Raw genomic sequence first — 20,459 nt, forward strand, 5'->3', positions numbered from 1 at the left:
ACGCTTGACGCTAGAGCCAGACAAAAGAAAACATTAAACGAGGTTGGGAAATGGAAAATTTCGAAGAACGATTGAAAAGAATGGAATATTATCAATCACTGCTTTTACAAATGTCAAAAAAAGAAGGCTTTGGTTTCTATCAATTAATCATAGAAAAACAATTAACAGAGGAAGATGTAGCACAGTTCTTTGACCTTTGTGAGAGTTTGAGCAAAGAATATGAAGAATTAAAAGCGGAAAATTTTGTCTACTTTTCTCCGCTTTATGTAAAGTTCAAAGAAAGGCTACATCCTAAACTGCACCCTCACGAAGTGATAATGGCATGCATCGATCAAAAAATATATTCGGAATTAATGCATACCTTATTGAAAAATATTTCTTAAGAATGTTCATTTTCCAAGGATAATTTTTTGATTTTCCCATCATCCTCCGTGAACTCTGTTTCAATATTATTAAAGGACTTTTCGAATATTTTCACAAAGTCATCCCCGTAAATATTTCGAATTACCGCCATAAGTTCAATAAATTCTGGAAATTTACCATATAAGTTTCGAATTGGCATAGCACCTTGAAAAATGGTATTTGTGGATGGATTAAAGGATTCCATTAATTCTAATAATATCTTTTCCCCATCTTCTGTAATTTGAATATACGTGTTTCTTTTGTCATTTTCCTTTTTGGAAAACTGCAACAAACCTCTCTCCTCTAATTTCTTTGAAAAATTGAAAGCGGTCGAAACATGCATTACCCCAAATTTTGCGACATCAGAAATAGAAGCACCTTTAAGATGATAAGCAATCCATAAAATGTGGTGCTCGTTGATATTCAAATCATAGGGCTTAATCCATTGTTGCCAGTCTTTTTCTATTGTCTTCCACAATGCTTTGCTTAATTGAGCTATTCTTTGGCTAAAAAGCATAGCTTCCTTAATTGAAAATTGATCCCCTGTCATTATTTCACCCACTTTTATCTCTTTAATAACATTATGCCAATAAAACAAAAATTAATAAAGATATAAATTGACAAAATTTTTTGAAACGAGAAATATAATAAAAAAACCCCATTTATAACGGAGTTTTTCAGGCATTTTTATTCGTCTTTATTTCTAATTCTTCAATGGTTTTTTGAATTTCTTTTAATTCATTGAAAAGTGATTGCTTTGTTGGCTCGATTTCCTTTTGCCATTCATTTATCGATGTTTTAATATCGTGAATAATTTCTATGGCTATCTCTTTTCCTTCTCCGGATAATTTGGAAAATGAATTTTTTAAACGGGTAAGATTCAATCTGATATCTTGTAAGTTACTTGCCCAATCATCCGCCGTTTCTTTTAATTGAACCCGAAGCTCTTTTCCGGAAGTTGGGGCTGCTAATAACGCAGTAATAGCACCTGCAATACTGCCAAAAAGAAATCCATAACCTAGAGACCTTTTATTCATTCTATTCACCTCTGTTTGTTTCTATATCCTATTATAACAGATTCGAAACTAACTTCTAAAAAATATCATAAATTATTCAAATGTTTAATATATGACAAAAATACTCTAGCATACGGATTTCTTAGTCACTAGCGAGACCAACGGAAACACAGCGAAGAAGTTCATGAGTTGATGACATACCGCACGGATAAGTCCCTAGTAGACAGTGTTAATGCTAGATATAGACTTCATAGGTTAAACATTTTTTTATGGAATATAATTCATTACATGTAACTGTGAAGCATATTGTAGTGGTAGGACTTACTAATGGCATCTGGGGGAAGGAGATGGCTGCCATCACTTTTTTCTTTTTTATAATTAGTATTCTTTTACTTGCTGGTATGATCTATAATATTTTAAAACATTTACAGCCGGGCTTTTATCCACCGAAGAGAGTTTTAAAACAAAGAGTTAGATTGATGGCTGTTGGAGGCATACTGTTTGGTTTATTAGGTTTTATTTGTATGTGGATTTTCAATTAAAATGGCCCTAAAAATTAGGGCCATTTGATTATATTTAAGCATTTTTAATGACGTGCGTTCTTCTTAATATTGTTTGCACAATTGGATAAAGAATCGCCATCGCAACAGCATTCATTAATGCTCCTACTAAAACAGTTATATATAATACTAAGAAAGGTCCAGGTAATCCAACAAGAAGTAATGCTGAAGTTAAAAATACAGTACCTGAGATTATAGTTCCAATAACCGTAAATACGATTGCTTTAATAACAGAAAAGCTTTTTTTGGATAATAAAATATAAAGTCCAAAGAAAATAAAGGATGTAATTAATTTATCAATAATATTTGGAACAAGTCCTCCCGGAAAACTGGTAGTCAAGCCTGATATAATTCCTGTTAAAGCACCTAATAACAGTACATTTTTCTTTTCAGGAAATAACATAATTCCAAGAAACATCATCGTTAACATCATGTCCGGCTTCATATCCAAAATAATCCCAGGAATAATGGTGTGCAGCACAGTACCGATGCCGACGAGCAAGGCCATGCTAACAAGTGACTTTGTATTCATTTTTCTCATCTCTCCTCATCATTCTATTCTCTGCTAATCCCTCTCCTGCTGTGCACTCACTGCCAGCAGCGAAAGTTTATTTGTATTTTATCATATACCTAACAGGCAGGAAAGAGAATTTTAATGGGAATAAAAAGTAAAAATCCTGCATTTAGGCAGGATTTCGGGCTTTTTTTATTGAATATGATTAGATATTTCGCCTGCAATTTTTTGCAGATCGTCAGAACTATAATTATCTTGATGAGATTTCCAAACAGCGCCAAATCCATCACCTTTCCCATAACGAGGAATTAGGTGTATATGGAAGTGGAAAACAGATTGTCCAGCAAATTCACCATTGTTTTGCAATAAATTCATTCCAATTGGTTCGTAGGCAGTATTTAGGGCATTTGCTATTTTCGGTACTGCCTTAAATACATTTCCTGCGATTTCTGGAGTTAATTCAAATACATTCTTTTTATGTATTTTCGGAATAACAAGTGTATGTCCTTTTGTTACTTGGCTTAAATCAAGAAAAGCAAAGACATGTTCGTCCTCATACACTTTTGCGCTTGGAAGCTCCCCGTTAATTATCTTGCAAAAAATACAATCACTCACAGCAATTCCACCTTTCTGCTTTTTATTTATTATACTAGGAAGTGGCGGAAGTTGGAAGTTAGAAAAGCGGAAGCGCCTTGCCCATCGGCGTACGGATTTCGTAGTCTTCGACTGAGATAAAGGAAACACAGTGAGGTAGTTCACGAACAAGTGAAAATCGCACTTCCATTTTCAACTGATGTTGACTTATCGTAGGGAGGAGACGGAGAAATCCGCTAGCCGATAGGCGCTGTAACTAGACAAGGATATTTTTGAAATAAAGAAGGGACGGGATTTCCGTATGGATCCCGTCCCACCTGAAGGGGTATTTAAAGATATAGGTTTTCGTCTATTCAGCCTTTGATAAACACCTCATTTTTCGATGAATGTGTTATAAAGCTAGTGGAGTAAATGACCTTTGTTCAACGTGATCATCCCCTTATTGCTTAAAAGTTTTTATTTAGACTTTTAAAACAGTAAGCGATCTACGACAAACACCTCATTTTTCATGTTGGTGTAAAATCCGTTGTTGTCATTTTATGACTTTTCCCTAATCAGCTTATATTACGGATCTCGGTCTTTAACAACCACCCCGTTATAAGTTTTGTAAATCCCCTTCGATAATAGAATGTGCAATCATAAGGAAGTTATACACTTTTTCACAAAATGACCGTTTTCTTTTTTAATTAAAGTGTTGGATAATGTTACAATATCAATAATCAATGCTGTTTTCATACAATTTATTGTTTTACCTCTTTGTATAAGATACAGAAACAGTACAGTTTCATGGCATCTTTTCTGAAAATGTATTGAGTCTATTTGAATAGAGAAATTTATGGAAGTTTTGATTCAACAAAGGATAAGAAAAGAGCCATAATCCATGAATGAAAGGACGTACAAAATGTCTCTACTTGAAGTAAAAAACTTAATTGGCGGATATACAAAAAAGCCAGTATTAAAGGATATTTCTTTTTCCATCAACCAGAAAGAAATCATTGGGCTAATTGGCTTAAATGGTGCTGGAAAAAGTACAACCATTAAACATATCATCGGATTGATGGAGCCTAAAAAAGGATCGATTCACATTAATGGAAAAGCCCTTCGCGATCAACCTGACGAATACAGGAAGCAATTCTCCTATATTCCTGAGACGCCAATTCTATACGATGAATTAACATTGGACGAACATTTAAAAATCACAGCGATGGCTTATGGAATCGATGAAAATACATATAACGAACGTATAACACCATTACTAAAGGAATTTCGACTCAATAAAAAATTGAATTGGTTTCCTGCGCATTTTTCTAAAGGGATGAAGCAAAAGGTCATGATTATGTGCGCCTTTTTGGTAGAACCTGATCTATATATTATTGATGAACCTTTTCTTGGACTTGATCCACTTGGAATTCAATCCCTGCTTGATCTGATGAAACAGATGAAAGAAAACGGTGCCGGCATTTTAATGTCTACTCATATATTGGCAACAGCAGAGCGATATTGTGATGGATTCATTATTTTACATAACGGGACGATAAGAGCTAAGGGGTCGTTGGAAGAATTAAGAGACCAATTTAATATGCCGGGAGCAACATTGGATGATATTTATATTCAATTAACGAAGGAAGATTCAGATGAAGAAAATTGATAACCTTTGGAAAGAACGGCTGCAATTATATACCATCGAAATGCGTAAGTATTTAAAATACATTTTTAATGATCATTTATTGTTTGTGGCAATTTTCGCATTGAGCGGCGGGGCATATTATTATAGCAGGTGGGTAAAAACATTAGATCACCATTTCCCAATAGGATGGGTGATGGGGCTTATTTTAGGTCTTGTCATTACGATTAGTCCGATTTATACGTTACTGAAAAATGCGGATAAAGTTTTCTTACTTCCGCTTGAAACAAAGCTGCAATCATACTTTCGCAAAGCGATAAAACTAAGCTTTGTCATTCAGTCATATATTTTATTAATGGTGCTCGCCGTTTTAATGCCGATGTATGTACATTCAACTGGCGGAAGCTTTCGATCCTTTTTCTTTTATTTAATCATCATGTGGATTTTAAAATATTGGAATCTTTTCATGCATTGGGACGTATTAAAATTTAGAGATCCACAAGTAGAAATTTTCGATTGGATTATTCGATTCGCTTTAAACACAATATTTGTGTTTTTGCTCGTTGAAAAAGCTCCATTTTGGTACGTCGGAGTATTAATTGTACTCTATATTGGTGTATATCAATATTTCCATCGTTTGGCGAAGGAAAAAACAATAAAATGGGATTTGTTAATTGAAAAGGAAGAAAAGCGATTGACAGGATTTTACCGCTTTGCCAACCTATTTACGGATGTTCCGAAATTAAAAGGGCAAGTAAAACGCCGCAAATGGTTAGATCCTATTCTAAATAGAGTAAAATATGGGCAACAAAATACGTATCGATATTTATTTGCGAGAACCTTTGTCAGAACAAGTGAATATTTTGGATTGTTCGTTCGATTAACCATCATCGGGGGACTAATCTTGCTTTTCAGTGATCAGCGCTACTTAATGATTGGGGTAGCCCTAGTGTTTTTATATTTAACCGGATTTCAGCTTATCCCAATGGTGCGTTACCATGAATTGAAAATATGGTTACATCTCTATCCGGTTTCTATGGAACTGAAAAAAAGCTCTTTTCTAAAGGTAATTACAACTGTATTAATGCTTCAAGCGCTAATATTCGGGATTCTTGCCCTAATAAGCAGCTCGTGGGTAAATGGAGTACTTGTACTGCTTATTGGCATTGTATTTGTATTGCTATTAGTGAAAATTTATATTCCATCTCGGTTAAAAAAAATAGATACGAATTTTTAACATGGCACCATACTAGATTCTGAAGGAGAATCATTTATGGATTATGAAACAAAAATCCGTTCAGAAGTAGAAAATTGGAAACGGAAAATAACAAAAAGATCAAGCATGGTCAAACGCATAACCGAAAAAGCTCAAGGAAAATTGAATCAGTTTATTCCGGAAAAAGCACATCAATTGATCACTGAAAGCATCAAAAAAATGATTCAAACAACGCTTTTCGGTTCGGACTTTTTAACAAAGAAACGTGACACTTCTGCTTTATCCTTGGAAGAAAAAGAAAAGCTAATAAAAGAAAAGCTTGCAGTCTACCGAAAAACAGCAGCTGTGGAAGGTGCTGGAACAGGTGCCGGAGGGATTTTACTTGGCCTTGCTGATTTTCCATTACTGCTTTCTATTAAAATGAAATTTTTATTTGAAGCAGCTGCTATTCATGGTTATGATACCTCAAGATATGAAGAAAGATTGTTCATTTTAAATGTATTCCAATTGGCATTTTCAAGTGAAGAGCACCGTAAGAAGGTATTATCGATTATAGAAAATTGGGAACAAGAAAAAGTGCATTTAATGGATGTGGATTGGCGGACGTTGCAAGAAGAATATCGTGATCATATTGATTTTGTTAAAATGCTGCAGCTTCTACCGGGAATTGGTGCAGTGGTTGGAGCGTATGCTAATTATAATTTATTGGAGCAGTTAGGGGAAACTGCACTTAATGCATATAGGATTAGGTTATTGGATAATTCTCTTAAAAAAATTGATACTGAGTAAAAGCTTTGGTGAATTTCACCGTTATCTCAGCTAGGCGGACACCAGTTCCATTATTTGTGACAAAACGGCTTAATTTCGGATGTTCGCGGACTTTGGTTCCGCTATTCGCTTCATAAGCAGGGATTTCCTTGTGGTTTTTGGCATATAACGGAATCAGTGTCCGGTAAACTCTTATATATGGGGCATTTATTGAAAATAACGGATTCTGTGTCCGCCTTACCCCCTATTCACAAAGAAACCGAGTAAAAAGCAAGAGTGAAGCTTTTTACTCGGTTTTTCATTGAAGGTTATTTAATTATGAAAAGTAGGTTTATAGAAAGAACGATTTTCCAAAGCAAATATTCTTTCCGAAAATTCCCCTGGCTTCACATGTCTTAATGCACGGTCCAACATATTCATTTTGGCATCGACATTATCAATATAGTGCAGTATCTCAGCTTCCTTGATCATCGGAGTCTTTGCACTGCCCCATTCCAGCTTCCCGTGATGGCTTAATACCAAATGCTGCAGCACCATTACTTCCTCACCATGGATATCGAGTTCCTCTGCCGCTTTACCAATTTCATTGACCATGATGGTTATATGTCCTAACAAATTCCCTTCTACTGTATAAGTAGTGGAAATCGGACCGGAAAGCTCCATAACTTTACCTAGGTCGTGTAGGATGATGCCGGAATATAATAAGTCCTTGTCTAACGATGGGTATAAATTAGCAATTGCTTTTGCCAGATTTAACATAGATACAACATGGTATGCAAGCCCCGAAACAAATTCGTGATGGTTTTTTGTTGCCGCTGGATAGACTAAGAATCCCTTATTATATTTTTTTAATAAGTGTCTCGTAATTCTTTGGAGATTCGGGTTTTTCATTTCAAATATATATTGGGTTATCTGGCTCATCATCTCATCTTGACTAAGCGGTGCCGTTTCTACGAAATCTGAGACTTGAACATTATCCTGCGGATTTGCGGGGCGGATTTGACGTATTCTTAGTTGAAGACGCCCGCGATAATTTTGAACATCCCCATTTACCTTCACAACTGTTTCAGCCTTATAGGTTTGTTCATCCTGGTCAGATGTATCCCAGAGCTTTGCCTCTATATCACCAGAGCGGTCCTGCAATACGAGCGACAAAAAGGGTTTGCCATTACTCGCAATCCCCTTTGTACAAGTTTTTACCAGCAAAAACATTTCTAATTGTTCCCCGACTTCAAATTCCATAAGTCCTTTGGTCATCTTTTATACCCCCGTTTCTCTCTTCTTTGATTGTTTTCGTATAAATTCTTATCTTTCGTATTTTATTTTTAAATCCTAAATTAGACTTATTTTCGGGGCATCTTTTCTTATAATGGATATTCATTTCTAATCCAAATTAGGAAGTTTATAAGATTTTCATTTTGCAAAAGCATCTATATTTAAGAAAAGAGCCTTACTTAAGGTTTAAACCGAGTATACCATAAATTGCATAACGATTACTTTTTAAAAATTATCCAATGGTCTCCACTTTTTGCAGAGAAGCCTTTAAATCTATTATTGTTTCATGAGAAAATTCTTGCAGAAGGTGCTGATGACAGGTAAAAAACAGCACCTGAGTCGTTCTGCTTATTTCTTTTAGTAATTCTATAACTTTGTTCGTTCTCTTTTGATCAAAGTTTACGAAGCTGTCATCAATGATGATAGGAAACGGATAATCATCTTTTAGTACATCAACAAGTGCAAATCTAATAGCGACATATAATTGCTCTGCTGTCGCTTGACTTAGCTCTTCTGGCGCAAAGATCATTCGATCGTTTCTTTCCACAACAAAATTTCCGTCTTCTTGTAAATGTATATGAATATACTGCTCATTCGTAAGCAGTCGTATAAATACCTCCGCCTTTTCCATTACCTTTGGAAAACGCTCCTTTTTTAAACGATCCATCGTTAACTTTAACAATTGTTTCGCAATCGCCACTTTTGCCCAATGTCTTGCTTTACTATTGAATTGATCCCGTAATTGATAAAATTCGTGGAGTTTTTCTGTATAGGTTCCGCCTTCTTCTAAAACGGTGATTTCATAATTCACTTGTGCAAACTCCTTATGAAGGGAATCCAGTTTTTTGGAGTTTGTTTGAACAAGATCAGCGAATTTTTGCTTTTCCTTTTCAAGCTCATCCAAAGAACCTATTTCAGCATCGGCAAAAGTATTTGGATTGAATTTTTTCTCCAGAATTGCAAGATTAGATTGGAGTTCCTGGTATTCAGTGTATACTTTCGCTTTCTTGCGGAAATCCTCCTTATCTTTCGCATGAGCGTCCCGTAGCAGTTCTTCTATTGCACTATTCAGTGCTGTTTTTTCATTTGACCATTTTCGTTCATCATTTTTTAGTTCTTCAAGCTTTACTGATCCTTCTTTATATTTTCCTTGGCTTTCTTTTGCTTTGTTCCAATCATTTTTTAGGCGAATAATAGCTTCATTGATTGGTAATGAATGCTCCTTTTCGGTTTTTGTGAGTGCTTCTACTTTTCTTTCCCATTCCTCGTATTTTGCTTTTAATATATCGAAATTTTTTCTTTTTTGGTATTTATTTTGGATTACCTTAGAAAGTTCCATTAGTATGTCATAAGCATCCGGGAGCTGATCAGTTGCAAAATGATGTTGAAGCAGCAGTTCTTTTTTAATGTTGTTAAGAATTTCTTCATTTTCTTTACAATCTAATTTCCAATGTTCTAAAGCTAAATGAACACTTTCAACACGGTTTTGCTGCATTTCAAGCTGAAGAAGCAGATCCTTCCATTCCTGTCTTAACTCTATTTGTTCTGCGTATTTTTCCGATTGTTCAAGATTATTTTCTCGTTCATCCAACTGCTCCAATAAATCTTTTTCTCTTTCTACTAATTTTGAAAGCTCACTCGATGAACTCTTTCTCTTTCCTTTCTCCAACCAAGAAGAAACCAATAGAAAGACAATCCCTATTAAGGAGATAATCGCAAGAAAACTTTGTTTAGATACAAAACTGTAAACCATTAAGCATACTAATAGTATGATAAATCCTATTAGACGAATTCCACGAACAAACGATTGATTATTTCCCTTTGCCATTTTCAACATGTGGATTTGTTCTTTCACATGCTGATATTCAATCTGTAATTGTTCCAAGCGATTATGTTTCTTTTGCTCTTCAAAAAGCCTGCGAAACTCATCCTCCGGAATAAGCCTATTTTCAAGCGATTCCATTTTCCATTCAATATCCCCTAAAGCCTTTTCCTCTGCCTCAGCTTGCTTTGATAATTCCTTTTCACGGGTGCCTAAAGCGAAATAATCTTTTGTTGCTTTTTTTATGCGCTCCTTCATTCCAATTCCCAAATCGATGGAACCAATCTGATCAATATCCATTTCAGTAAAATGAATATCCCTCGCCAGTCTCTTCATCTGCTCATCCATTTTTTCTATTTCAAATGTTAATCTTTGCATTTGTTCTTGCCATTCCTGTGCTTGCGGCCATTGCTCTAAGATCATCTGTATGGCAGTTTCATTTTCCATTAATCTAGAATCGGGAATGACTGCTTCCAGTTGGTTTTCAAGCATCGTCTTTCGTTCCTGAATGGTTGTCAAATAACTGGTGACGGAACGTAATTGGTCTTCAAGATGCTCTAATCGGCTTAATCCATCAATCGGAAACGTTACCTCCCCTATCTCTTGCAAACGCTGATTGATTTGTTCTCTTTCTTGATAAAGAGGCCAATCTTGAATAAGCTGATTCAAGGTTTGAATATTTTGTTGATAGGTATGTATTTGATCCTGTAACTGCTTTATCTCTTGTTGCATTTGCCAAGCTTGTTGTTTTAAAAGGGTATAGGATTCATTTTGTTTCTTTCCTTTTTTTAGTTCACCGTCCTTTTCCTTTAGCTGATCCAGCAATTGATTAAGTTCCGGCTTGCGTCCATTTGGTTTAAAAAGTGAATCCAGTTCCTTTTGCAGTTGCTGCTCCGAATTCATAAGCGTATCTGTCCCAAAAGTACCCGCCGCTAATAAATACCTGCTAATGTCCTCTCCCTTCATCCTTCCAACATCTTGGATTCCGTGTATATTGAAGGAATAAATGGATTGGTACATACGCCTGTCCATCCCATTTAGAATTTGACTTAAAAGTTCATCACTACCAACGGTTCCATTCGCAAAGGTAACCGTTACATCTCCAACAGCTTTTCCCCGAATCCGTTCAATCGTAACCTCTCCGTAATCTTTCGTTTCCAATACTAGTTTTCCGCCATATTTCCCGCTACTTTTCGGTTCGTATCGAAGCTCCGACTGCTGTTTTGTCGGAAACCCAAATAGAATACTATGAATGAAGGACATCAGCGTTGACTTACCAGCCTCATTTTCACCATATATCACCTGCAGGGAGGTAACGGAAGGAAAATGAAAATCGATTAGCTTTCCATATCCATATATATAGATTTCTTTCATTTTCATGTTTTTCACCTCCTGTTTGTTATGATTTTGAACTTAGCAATTGTGACAGCATTTGCCCCGCTTCGTTTAACAGCTCTGTCTTCTCCGCCGCAGAAAAGTTGTCTAAATACCTGCTGCTTCTGATATGTGTATACAATTCCCCAATTGCTTCTTCAAAAACAGCATTATCATCCAATACAATTAATGCTCTATCTAATTCATTTTTAAAAGATTGATATTCACTTAAAAAAATTGCATCCTTTTCGGCGCTATTTTGTTTTACCTGATAAGTCCAAACAAAATTTTCTTCCTGTTCTTCTCCATCCTGAAGACTTTCTATTAACTCCCCGTTTGTGATTTTGTCGAGTGCATTTATCTCTAAATTCTCTGTATCTACGATTTCCAGGCACAGCAAAATTGCCTGATTCAGTTTGCGAATGTTATCCATAGCCTCTTTACATTTTAAAAACAGTTCATGAAAATAACTGCACTCTTTCGCTGAAACGGTGATGGATTCCCAAATAATATCAGAGGTTTCAATAAATTCTAATGTGGTTTCATGTTTTGACAAAGTGACAGCAAAACATCCTTTAACGGATTGTTCCTTTGAATTCCGACCTTGAATATTTCCCGGATAAACAATGTACGGATCCTGATGTAAAATTTGCTGCTTATGAATATGGCCAAGTGCCCAATAATCCATCTCCTTTTCGAGCAAATCACGGATAGAAAAAGGGGCATATGGCTGATGATGTGTACTCCCACCCTCACAATGGCCATGTAGAATGCCAATGTGCAAATGAGCACCAGGAGTTTTGTTATACAGATCCACTTTCCTATCTCTTACATGTCTTTCCGGATAACTAAATCCATATAAGTGAACCTTAACACCTTTATTTGTTATGTAATGCTTTACCTCTACATCAGAGGAAAAAACATGGACGTTATCTGGCATCTCAATGGTAGTCCATGCACCTCCTAGGTGGTCATGGTTCCCATGAATAATAAAAACTTCTATATTTTCACTTTGAAGCCGTTCCATCTGTTTGCGTAATCTTGCTTGAGCCTTAATACTGCGGTCTTCCCCATCATATAAGTCTCCGCTTATGATGATAAAATCAACCTTCTTCGAAATGGCAGCATCCACTACCTTGGTAAAAGCAAGGAAAGTACTTTCTTGAATTCTTTTGAAAATTTCTTTCGGCATATATTGCAAACCAACAAATGGGCTATCCAAATGAAGGTCTGCACAATGGATAAATGAGATATTTTCCAAGATAGTCCGCCTCCTTCGAATATATGTTCTCTATTTTTTATTATAAACAAATTTATAGATTATTAAAGGTTATTAATAGAAAAAAAACACCACAAAAGGTGTTTTTTCCTGATTTTATTGGTTTTTAGACATTTGTAATGCTTTCTTGATATTTTTCAATGAGTTTGATTTACCATATAGCAGAACCCCACCTCGGTAAATCCGTGCTCCAATCATTCCTAAAACAGCAATCGATAAGACAAGAATAACGATTCCTGCTATTCCATTCCAAACAGGAAGATCCAGCATGCCAACCCTCATGAACATAATCATCGGTGTGAAAAATGGAATAAAGGAAGTAACCGTAACAAATCCTGATTCTGGATTGTTTAATCCAAACATTGCAATGAAAAAGCCTATCATGACTACAAATGTCATCGGCAGCATCATTTGCTGTGCATCCTCGATGCGACTAACAAGGGATCCGAGAAAAGCAGCCAATGTAGCAAAAAGTAAATACCCTAACAAGAAGAATATCACTGCATACAAGATAGTCGACACTGGTGTACTGGAAAATCCAAATGCTTCAAAAAATCCACCCGTCATGTTTTTTAAATTTTGTTTGATTAAAAAATACCCTACAAGAAGTAAAACTACCATTTGCGTTAATCCTAATAACGCGACGCCAAAAATTTTAGCAAACATTTGCTTTGTAGGCGATGCACTTGAAATAAGAATTTCCATTACTCGCGATGATTTCTCTGTTGCTACCTCCATTCCCACCATATTGGCATAGAAAAGAACGGAAAAATAGATTGCAAATAATAGAATATATACAAGACCTCGGGCTTGTGCAAGTTCTTTTTCTGATTTTGCATTATCTCCAAGACTGACCTTTTGAAACGAGATTGGGCTATTTAATAGTGCTAGCTTATCTGAGTTCAACTTTAAACTTGTTGCAGCCATCGTCGTTTTAACGGTTTGCAGCGCTTGTTTGACATCATTTATCGTACTGGAATCCGTAATGGTTTTTGCTTTGTAAACAGCACTTGGCATTTGATTGGAATCAAGAGTTAAAACCATATATCCATCAAATTCACCGTTTTTAATATTTTTTTGGAGCGCATCTTCTGATTTTTGTACTTTGTCCAATTGAATATCTTTATTCACCGCTTTTAATTGCTCTTGAAATGGCTGAAAGACACCGTTAGTTTCGTCTATAACGGCAATCTTCTTCTCCATATCACCGCTAGTGAACAAGTTGATAATATTGCTCATATTTCCTAACAAAAGAACACCTACAAGTAAAATAATAGAAGTAATAATAAAGGATTTAGATTTTAATCTCGTGAAATAGGTGTGGGAAAGCATAATCCAAAATTTATTCATAGGAAGCACCTACCTTTTCTATAAAAATATCGTTTAATGAAGGTTCCTCCAATTCAAATTTACGGATAAACCCTTTACCAGTTATTTCGGAAAAGATTGATTGGGATACTTCTTCTGATGCTATTTGCAAATGGGCTCCTTGTGATGTCTTTTTCCATTTTAAGACTCCGTCAAGTTCCTTCAAAAAGCTAAGATCAAAATCGGCATGGATAGTCACATTTTTCTTTCCAAAAGCCCTTTTTATTTCTTTTAAACCGCCATGAACGACCGGACTACCGTGGTGCATGATACAAAGACTTTCACATAATTCTTCAACATGCTCCATTCTGTGGCTGGAAAATACAATGGTCGTTCCATCATTTTTAAGGTCGTTAACAGCCGATTTTAGCAGCTCGACATTTACCGGATCTAAGCCGCTGAATGGTTCATCCAGAATTAATAGCTTTGGTTTATGGATGACAGAGGCAATAAATTGGATTTTTTGCTGATTCCCTTTGGATAGCTCCTCTACCTTTTTATTTTCATATTCCGGAACATGGAAGCGATTCAACCAATTTTTCAGTTCTTTTTCCGCACTTTGTTTGTCCATTCCTCTTAATCTAGCTAAATAAATAAGCTGATCTTTTACTGTTTGTTTCGGGTATAGACCACGCTCTTCCGGTAAATATCCAACAAGCGAGCTTGCCGTTTCATCAATTTGCTTCCCGTTCCATGTAATCTCACCTTTAATCGGAGTAAGGATGCCCAATATCATACGAAAAGTTGTTGTTTTTCCCGCACCATTGGCCCCTAAAAATCCATATATTTCTCCTTTCGGAATGGTTAATGATAGATCATTAACAGCCGTAAAATTGCCAAACTTTTTTGTAACATGATTTATATTTAATGACAAACCAAAAATCCTCCTTTATGTAGCTATCCATTTGTTCTTTACGTAATGAACTAGTAAAGGTTCCATTTAATTCTATCTTAACCGAAATATTTAAATTGGTAAAAAATTATAAAATTTATGTTAAAATGATGATAAAGTTTCCAATTAGGAGGAGCAACCATGCCTAACTACAAATTAACAGTATTTGAGGAAAATGGAGAAAAATTATTGGATGAAACGTTTGAAGCTGCAAATGATGCTGAAGCAAAAAAACTTGGGGAAACCATTTTAATTGAAAAAGGGGCAATCGATAAAACACATCGATGCACCTCACCTTCAGGAAAGCTGTTATTATTCCATCGCTAAAAATCGGCCTTAATGGTCGATTTTATTATTTTCCTAAAAAATTGGGTTGTCTTTTTTCTACGAATGCCTTAATTCCTTCCTGATGATCATATGTTTGTCTCATTTTCCATTGGGCGTTTGTTTCTAATTCTAAAATGGTTGTTAGTTTTTGATTGTTTAATGCTGTGAATATTTTTTTCGTCTCGATCATGGCAAGGATAGGCTTTGTTTTCCAAGCCTTGATTTGATTTTGTACTGCTGAATTCATGTCCTTTGCCACTTCATCTATGATGTCGATTTTCTTCGCTTCATTGCTGTTTAATACTTTGCCTTCCCAAATTAACTTCTTTGCCTTTTCTTCCCCAATCCGTCTTTCCAGATGAAAATGACCTCCACCATCTGGAACTAAACCTATTCCAATAAAATTCATCGCTAGTTTACTATCTTCATGGCAAATGACATAATCTGCAGCAAGTGCTAAGCTTAAGCCGAGACCTGCGGCTGCTCCATTTACAGCTGCAATCGTAAGCTTGGGCATGGTGTAAACGGTTGTAACAAGACTATTTATCTGCTCCATAATCGAAAAGAACTGGTCTTTCCCACTTAACTGCAGCATTTCTTTGATGTCTCCACCAGAAGAAAACGCTCGTCCTTCCCCTTTTAACACTACGATTTTAATAGCTTCATTTAATGATAGTTCCTTTAAGGCTTCATTTAATTCTTTAATTAATACCGAATTTAGTGCATTTAATGAATCCGGACGATTGAATGTAACCGTTGCGGTATCTTCGTTGAAATTCACAACAACGGTTTCATAGACTGCATCCATGTTTATCCCCTCCTAATTATAGGATAACTGAATGAGTATTCATTCGTAAATATTATTTTCATAAAAGTCTGTAATTAATCTGTAGATAATAAACATTCACTTTAATTGTTGTAATAGGGGAAATAATCTTTTGACGGGGGCTAGGGACTTTTCTCTGGCATTTTCAGGGTTAGTTGACCTTTAACACAGTTTGTATAATTTCCAATCAAACTGTCCCTCGTAAATAACTTGCACTCCTCCACCAAAAAAAAAAAACAGGTCCCCGCGCTGGCACCTGTCTACCTTCACCTGCAAACAATTATTTAATTACATTCATTTTCTTCAAAAATTCTATTGGCGGTTGTTTGCGAAAATGTTCTTTTATCATATAGGATACACCATTTTCATTATTCGAGCGTGTAATCCAATCCGCTGATTTTTTCAGCTCTGCAGATGCATTTCCCATAACAACTCCGAGACCTGCCCATTCTATTAACGGCTTATCATCTAAGCCGGACCCTATGGCAACCACTTCTTCACGACCGATATTTAATTGATCACATACATACAAAAGCCCTTTCAGTTTCGAAACACCTACAGGAACAATCTCCATCTTTGTATCGTCATTTACAATGCAGTCCACTTCATGAAACATTTCTCCGATTGCTTTCCTGGCATCGTGTAAATCTTCAAGATCATTGAAAATTACTTCTATTTTTGGAGGGGACACAGGTGACTCTTTCAATTTTTCCACCAATGAATCAACATATTGCTCCGAGTAGGAATAACGGGTAGAGGATTGAAAGACAATTTTCCCCATTAAATTGCTGGGCACTTTTCCTTTATTCCCAAGGGTAAAGTCTTCATGGACTAAACGGATTTGACAATGAAATGCTTCTAAAAAGCGAACCAAGTCAATGGTTGAATTCTCACTAATTTTTTTTACTAATATTGGGTTTTTCTTTTCATTAGCAATAAAGGCTCCTTGATGTGTGACTAATGGTGCATTTACTTTTAAAGCATTTCCCAGTCTACTTGCCGTTGAAAAGTTTTTCGAAGTAACAATAGAAACATAAATACCTTTTTCAACCGCATATTCGATTGCTTCTTTTGTTGCTTTATTTAAACGCCCATTGCTGTTCAACATAGTATTATCAATATTCAGCGCAAGCAGTTTATAAATCATAGATGTTCCCCCTCTTAGTTTGCAGCATCCACCACTTATGACTAACACTTGTTTGTATAAACTTATGTGTTTTTAGAGGAGGATAGAACTTTATGAAATGGATTAGTTAAGATGCAAAAAAAGGGGACAAAAAGAAAAGTAACCATAAAACGATTGTCTATAGTTACTTTATTGATTGAAGTTTTAGAAGTTCAAGAAATTAACACTGAAACTTTCTTACAATATTGTTTACGTCTAGCTACAGCGCCTATCGGGCATTTCTCCTGAACTACCTCCCTGTGCTTCCTTTATCTCAGTCAAAGCGCCAACAGGTGAAATTTGCACTTCCATTACAATTGTCCGTACGTCGATAAGCAAGGAGCTTTTCGCATTTGTTGTTTATTGACTCATTTTTCCGTATAATTCATCAAGCGGCTTCATAACAATTTTATTTACTTCGTTAATTGCAATGCTCATATGTTGTTCTGCATCCATTAATTGAACGATTTTTGGATTTTGCTGTACCATGGCTGCCACACTTTGCGCCTCTTGGACTTCATTTTGCGATATATTTTGCCCTGTCATTTGTTTTTCCTGAAGCTTCATTTGAATATTGCGAAATTGATCGAATAACTTTTTCGCTGCTGGATCCATTCGAATATCCTCATATTTTGCTTGTAATGTTTTGTATTCCTGACTATTCTTTAATGCGTTTTCTAATTCATATGCAAGATCATAAATATTTGATGCCATTTATTAAACCTCCTCTAAGATCTCTTACCACTATAACAAAGTATGGGCATTCTATCCAATCTGCTACCATTTTTTACGTGCAATACACGCAAACAATTTAGGCATCGATTTGAAACAAAGGACTAAATAAGGAAACGAAATGAATAAATAGACTATACGAATCAACAATTTTATTTTAAAAATCTACCACAATCCAATAAAAAAGAAATGAACCAATTAGTATTAAAAATCATACGATATCAGCAAGAGCCCAAAAAAACAAATGCGTAAGAGGTAATGGCGATGATATTACAGGTTTCCGTGCAAGAATCGAATTACTTTGAGGAACTTACACCAATTATCCAAATTTCCTTCTATATCATTGAACATTTTAATATTCCAATTGAAAAAAGCATTTCCATTCGTGTTGGAGACAAATGTATTTCAGCAGATTTAATACCAATCCAGGCAAAAGAAACGAAAGAACGAAGCCTTATCATGAATCAAACTCTATATCAAGAATTAGCACTTCCTCCGGCAACATTTGAAATACAGGCATACTACAAAAATCATGAGCTTTGTTTAGGCCCTTTCTTAACTGTTTTAACTGAAATGAAGATTAAAAAGGATCTGCCGCCTTTTTTCGGATCTATTCACGACTTTAGCAACGAGCTGCATCAATATGGCAGGCAAGTTGGTACTGTTGTTTTCATTACCTCCCTTTCAAAATATCCTCACGAAGGATATTACATGAAAGAAGGAGAATGGGTGAAAGCGCGATTACCGCATTCTGATTTTATCTATAATCGCATTCATTCAAGAAGGACAGAAAACGGAAAATTATTTAGACAAACCTTTACGGAATGGACAAAAAGCAAATCCATGCTCTTTAATTCCCGCTTTATTTCGAAATGGGAAGCTCATGAAAAACTTGAAAATGCCACACAACTTAAAGCATTTTTACCGAAAACAACTTTATATGATAAATCAATCTTTCTAGAATGGTTGTCTCAATACAACGATCTATTTATCAAGCCTATTAACGGAAGCCAAGGGCGTGGAATCATTCATGTATTTCAGAAAGACAACAATATTATTATCGAAAATTCAAATTCACCTGAAAGAACAAAATTGCAATATACATCAGCTATCCAAGCTGCATCAGACATTCAAAAGTGGATTAAGAAAAAAATTTTTATTATCCAGGAATCCCTCCCCCTCATCACTCTCGAGAATAAAAAAATTGATTTTCGCTTTTTATGCCATAAGATAAACAATGATGAATGGAAAATTACCTCTGTAGTCGGCAGAATATCGGGGGAAGATCAATTTGTCTCTAATATTGCACAAGGCGGAAAACTGTCGCGCCCTATGGATATTTTACACAACCACTTCACATACGAAAGAGCCCTCCTCACATATCAGTTGATGAAGGACTTAGCGCTTGAAGTTTCAAGAGTAATCGATCTCGCCTTTGATGAAATATTTGTAGAGTTAGGGATTGATATCGGAGTAGATTCAACAGGAAATCCATGGCTAATTGAAGTAAACTCGAAACCATCCAAACAATTGAGCACTGAAAAAAGTCAGATCCGTCCTTCCGCTAAGGCTATTATTCAATTTTGTCAAAACACTTGGAAAGAAAGGAGTAACCATGATGATAACATTGGGGATTTTAACGCTGATTCCACATGAAAAAAATTCGTATTTCGATGAAATTGCCAAAAGAGCAAATCGCTACAATATCGACGTTTTTCTATTTTCCCCTTTATCGATAAATCCAAATACATTACTTGTTAGCGGTCTTTATTTTGACAATGACCTGCAAAAATGGAGCAATAAAGAGTATCCAATTCCCGAATTCCTCTATGATCGCTGCTTTTACGGGGAAGATCGCAAATCAACAGAAGCCGGAGCCATTGTTTCATGGTTAAAATCAAGAAGCGATATTACGTTTCTTGGTTACGGACTTCCTAATAAATGGAGGTTATATGAATCATTAATCAAATGTCCGGAAATTGCCCCCTATTTACCAGCTACAAAGAAAGCCTCCAGTCCGGAAAAGGTAATTGCAGAAATCAAGCAGCATAATGAAATTATATTAAAACCAATTAACGGGGCACATGGATATGCCGTTTACGCCTTGAAGCTTGTCAATAATACAATAAAAATCCAAACGACCAAGCAAGAGCAAGTAATTGAAAAAACATTTACTAATTTTGAGCAAGCAAAAATTTGGCTGGAAAAGTTACTTACAAAGCAAATATTCCTTATTCAGCCCAGATTAGATAATCGAAATAAGACGGGAGCACCTTTTGATCTTCGGCTTTTATTACAAAAGGACGAAAATGGCATGTGGATTGAAAAGGGCAGAGCCATTCGTACCGGAAGTAAAGATGGCTTATTGACCAATATTTCTGCCGGTGCCAGTGTACATTCCTATGAATCATGGTGCTCTAATGCAACCGAGTTCAACCACAGCTATTTAAAGAATGAAATAAATGATTTACTATCCATCCTTCCTCAACAATTAGAAACCATGTTCCATCCCTTGTTTGAGCTTGGCATCGATGTCATTATTGCGAAGAATCAATCCATATGGATATTAGATATTAATTCGAAGCCAGGTAGAAAAATAATTAGTTTAACAAATCCGGATAGAATGGAAACATTATATGAAGCTCCCCTTGCATATTGTCAGTTTTTAGCTTCAAAAATCAAAACACCTATTGAAGATTACTAGG

20 protein-coding genes are annotated in these 20,459 nt (G+C 35.7%); 8 read left to right on the forward strand and 12 right to left on the reverse strand.

Annotated features, from left to right (window positions below):
• Positions 1-50 precede the first annotated feature (50 nt).
• Positions 51-383, forward strand: coding sequence for a DUF1878 family protein (locus tag AN964_RS17225; protein ID WP_055740868.1), 333 nt, complete (start codon positions 51-53; stop codon positions 381-383).
• Here the strand turns inward: AN964_RS17225 and AN964_RS17230 are convergent.
• Together AN964_RS17230 and AN964_RS17235 are read right to left on the reverse strand one after the other, a co-directional pair.
• Positions 380-952, reverse strand: a complete 573-nt coding sequence (locus AN964_RS17230) for an HTH-type transcriptional regulator Hpr (RefSeq protein ID WP_055740869.1) — start codon at positions 950-952, stop codon at positions 380-382. The two genes, AN964_RS17225 and AN964_RS17230, sit on opposite strands and share 4 nt — an antisense overlap.
• A 127-nt stretch (positions 953-1,079) precedes the next feature.
• The gene (locus AN964_RS17235; protein ID WP_055740870.1) at positions 1,080-1,439 is read right to left on the reverse strand and encodes a YtxH domain-containing protein; all 360 of its coding nucleotides are present in this window, start codon (positions 1,437-1,439) and stop codon (positions 1,080-1,082) included.
• A gap of 326 nt (positions 1,440-1,765) precedes the next feature.
• Here AN964_RS17235 and yhzF point away from each other — a divergent pair, with 326 nt between their 5' ends.
• On the forward strand, positions 1,766-1,960 hold the full coding sequence (yhzF, locus tag AN964_RS17240) for a membrane protein YhzF (RefSeq protein ID WP_055740871.1): 195 nt from the start codon (positions 1,766-1,768) through the stop codon (positions 1,958-1,960).
• Positions 1,961-1,994: 34 nt separating this feature from the next.
• Here yhzF and AN964_RS17245 read toward each other — a convergent pair whose 3' ends face one another.
• Both AN964_RS17245 and AN964_RS17250 read right to left on the reverse strand, forming a co-directional pair.
• Complete coding sequence (locus tag AN964_RS17245) at positions 1,995-2,510, reverse strand: tryptophan transporter (protein ID WP_055740872.1); 516 nt, start codon at positions 2,508-2,510, stop codon at positions 1,995-1,997.
• A gap of 174 nt (positions 2,511-2,684) precedes the next feature.
• On the reverse strand, positions 2,685-3,107 hold the full coding sequence (locus AN964_RS17250; RefSeq protein WP_055740873.1) for an HIT family protein: 423 nt from the start codon (positions 3,105-3,107) through the stop codon (positions 2,685-2,687).
• A gap of 880 nt (positions 3,108-3,987) precedes the next feature.
• Between AN964_RS17250 and AN964_RS17255 the strand changes: the two genes are divergently transcribed.
• The 3 genes from AN964_RS17255 to AN964_RS17265 are packed head-to-tail and all read left to right on the forward strand — an operon-like array spanning position 3,988 to position 6,715.
• On the forward strand, positions 3,988-4,734 hold the full coding sequence (locus tag AN964_RS17255; protein ID WP_055740874.1) for an ABC transporter ATP-binding protein: 747 nt from the start codon (positions 3,988-3,990) through the stop codon (positions 4,732-4,734).
• A complete protein-coding gene (locus tag AN964_RS17260; protein WP_055740875.1) occupies positions 4,721-5,947 on the forward strand; it encodes an ABC transporter permease in 1,227 nt (408 codons plus the stop codon). The genes AN964_RS17255 and AN964_RS17260 overlap by 14 nt, the downstream gene beginning before the upstream one ends.
• Positions 5,948-5,983: 36 nt before the next feature.
• A complete protein-coding gene (locus tag AN964_RS17265; RefSeq protein WP_055740876.1) occupies positions 5,984-6,715 on the forward strand; it encodes an EcsC family protein in 732 nt (243 codons plus the stop codon).
• Positions 6,716-7,006: 291 nt separating this feature from the next.
• Here AN964_RS17265 and yhaM read toward each other — a convergent pair whose 3' ends face one another.
• The 5 genes from yhaM to AN964_RS17290 all read right to left on the reverse strand — a co-directional run bounded on the left by yhaM (position 7,007) and on the right by AN964_RS17290 (position 14,686).
• On the reverse strand, positions 7,007-7,951 hold the full coding sequence (gene yhaM, locus AN964_RS17270; RefSeq protein WP_055740877.1) for a 3'-5' exoribonuclease YhaM: 945 nt from the start codon (positions 7,949-7,951) through the stop codon (positions 7,007-7,009).
• Positions 7,952-8,201: 250 nt separating this feature from the next.
• On the reverse strand, positions 8,202-11,171 hold the full coding sequence (locus tag AN964_RS17275; protein WP_055740878.1) for an ATP-binding protein: 2,970 nt from the start codon (positions 11,169-11,171) through the stop codon (positions 8,202-8,204).
• A 19-nt stretch (positions 11,172-11,190) separates the two neighbouring features.
• The gene (locus AN964_RS17280) at positions 11,191-12,426 is read right to left on the reverse strand and encodes a metallophosphoesterase family protein (RefSeq protein ID WP_055740879.1); all 1,236 of its coding nucleotides are present in this window, start codon (positions 12,424-12,426) and stop codon (positions 11,191-11,193) included.
• A 114-nt stretch (positions 12,427-12,540) separates the two neighbouring features.
• Positions 12,541-13,794, reverse strand: a complete 1,254-nt coding sequence (locus tag AN964_RS17285) for an ABC transporter permease (protein WP_055740880.1) — start codon at positions 13,792-13,794, stop codon at positions 12,541-12,543.
• A complete protein-coding gene (locus AN964_RS17290) occupies positions 13,787-14,686 on the reverse strand; it encodes an ABC transporter ATP-binding protein (RefSeq protein ID WP_055740881.1) in 900 nt (299 codons plus the stop codon). Before AN964_RS17290 ends, AN964_RS17285 begins: the two co-directional genes overlap by 8 nt.
• Before the next feature lie 159 nt (positions 14,687-14,845).
• On the opposite strand from AN964_RS17290, the gene AN964_RS17295 reads away from it, so the two are divergent.
• Positions 14,846-15,031, forward strand: a complete 186-nt coding sequence (locus tag AN964_RS17295; protein WP_055740882.1) for a YhzD family protein — start codon at positions 14,846-14,848, stop codon at positions 15,029-15,031.
• 25 nt (positions 15,032-15,056) lie between these two features.
• Here AN964_RS17295 and AN964_RS17300 read toward each other — a convergent pair whose 3' ends face one another.
• The 3 genes from AN964_RS17300 to AN964_RS17310 all read right to left on the reverse strand — a co-directional run bounded on the left by AN964_RS17300 (position 15,057) and on the right by AN964_RS17310 (position 17,736).
• Entirely contained in the window at positions 15,057-15,839 is a 783-nt protein-coding gene (locus tag AN964_RS17300) for an enoyl-CoA hydratase (protein ID WP_055740883.1), read from the reverse strand.
• A gap of 298 nt (positions 15,840-16,137) precedes the next feature.
• Positions 16,138-17,004 carry a Cof-type HAD-IIB family hydrolase gene (locus AN964_RS17305; RefSeq protein WP_055740884.1) on the reverse strand — a complete coding sequence of 289 codons (867 nt, stop codon included), beginning with the start codon at positions 17,002-17,004 and terminating at the stop codon, positions 16,138-16,140.
• 378 nt (positions 17,005-17,382) lie between these two features.
• Positions 17,383-17,736, reverse strand: coding sequence for a YlbF/YmcA family competence regulator (locus AN964_RS17310; protein WP_055740885.1), 354 nt, complete (start codon positions 17,734-17,736; stop codon positions 17,383-17,385).
• Positions 17,737-18,018: 282 nt separating this feature from the next.
• Between AN964_RS17310 and AN964_RS17315 the strand changes: the two genes are divergently transcribed.
• Both AN964_RS17315 and AN964_RS17320 read left to right on the forward strand, forming a co-directional pair.
• Positions 18,019-19,410: a YheC/YheD family endospore coat-associated protein gene (locus AN964_RS17315; RefSeq protein WP_055740886.1), complete on the forward strand. Its 1,392-nt coding sequence runs from the start codon at positions 18,019-18,021 to the stop codon at positions 19,408-19,410.
• Positions 19,373-20,458, forward strand: coding sequence for a YheC/YheD family endospore coat-associated protein (locus AN964_RS17320; RefSeq protein ID WP_235950773.1), 1,086 nt, complete (start codon positions 19,373-19,375; stop codon positions 20,456-20,458). The genes AN964_RS17315 and AN964_RS17320 overlap by 38 nt, the downstream gene beginning before the upstream one ends.
• Position 20,459: the final 1 nt, after the last annotated feature.

The sequence above is a fragment of the Heyndrickxia shackletonii genome (assembly GCF_001420715.1).
In the GTDB taxonomy this organism is placed as follows: Bacteria; Bacillota; Bacilli; order Bacillales; family Bacillaceae_C; genus Margalitia; species Margalitia shackletonii.

Coding starts and splice junctions, on each gene's coding strand:
- AN964_RS17225 (WP_055740868.1), top strand. CDS start 51: ATGGAAAATTTCGAAGAACGATTGAAAAGAATGGAATATTATCAATCA.
- AN964_RS17230 (WP_055740869.1), bottom strand. CDS start 952: ATGACAGGGGATCAATTTTCAATTAAGGAAGCTATGCTTTTTAGCCAA.
- AN964_RS17235 (WP_055740870.1), bottom strand. CDS start 1,439: ATGAATAAAAGGTCTCTAGGTTATGGATTTCTTTTTGGCAGTATTGCA.
- yhzF (WP_055740871.1), top strand. CDS start 1,766: ATGGCTGCCATCACTTTTTTCTTTTTTATAATTAGTATTCTTTTACTT.
- AN964_RS17245 (WP_055740872.1), bottom strand. CDS start 2,510: ATGAATACAAAGTCACTTGTTAGCATGGCCTTGCTCGTCGGCATCGGT.
- AN964_RS17255 (WP_055740874.1), top strand. CDS start 3,988: ATGTCTCTACTTGAAGTAAAAAACTTAATTGGCGGATATACAAAAAAG.
- AN964_RS17260 (WP_055740875.1), top strand. CDS start 4,721: ATGAAGAAAATTGATAACCTTTGGAAAGAACGGCTGCAATTATATACC.
- AN964_RS17265 (WP_055740876.1), top strand. CDS start 5,984: ATGGATTATGAAACAAAAATCCGTTCAGAAGTAGAAAATTGGAAACGG.
- yhaM (WP_055740877.1), bottom strand. CDS start 7,951: ATGACCAAAGGACTTATGGAATTTGAAGTCGGGGAACAATTAGAAATG.
- AN964_RS17275 (WP_055740878.1), bottom strand. CDS start 11,171: ATGAAAATGAAAGAAATCTATATATATGGATATGGAAAGCTAATCGAT.
- AN964_RS17285 (WP_055740880.1), bottom strand. CDS start 13,794: ATGAATAAATTTTGGATTATGCTTTCCCACACCTATTTCACGAGATTA.
- AN964_RS17295 (WP_055740882.1), top strand. CDS start 14,846: ATGCCTAACTACAAATTAACAGTATTTGAGGAAAATGGAGAAAAATTA.
- AN964_RS17300 (WP_055740883.1), bottom strand. CDS start 15,839: ATGGATGCAGTCTATGAAACCGTTGTTGTGAATTTCAACGAAGATACC.
- AN964_RS17305 (WP_055740884.1), bottom strand. CDS start 17,004: ATGATTTATAAACTGCTTGCGCTGAATATTGATAATACTATGTTGAAC.
- AN964_RS17310 (WP_055740885.1), bottom strand. CDS start 17,736: ATGGCATCAAATATTTATGATCTTGCATATGAATTAGAAAACGCATTA.
- AN964_RS17315 (WP_055740886.1), top strand. CDS start 18,019: ATGATATTACAGGTTTCCGTGCAAGAATCGAATTACTTTGAGGAACTT.
- AN964_RS17320 (WP_235950773.1), top strand. CDS start 19,373: ATGATAACATTGGGGATTTTAACGCTGATTCCACATGAAAAAAATTCG.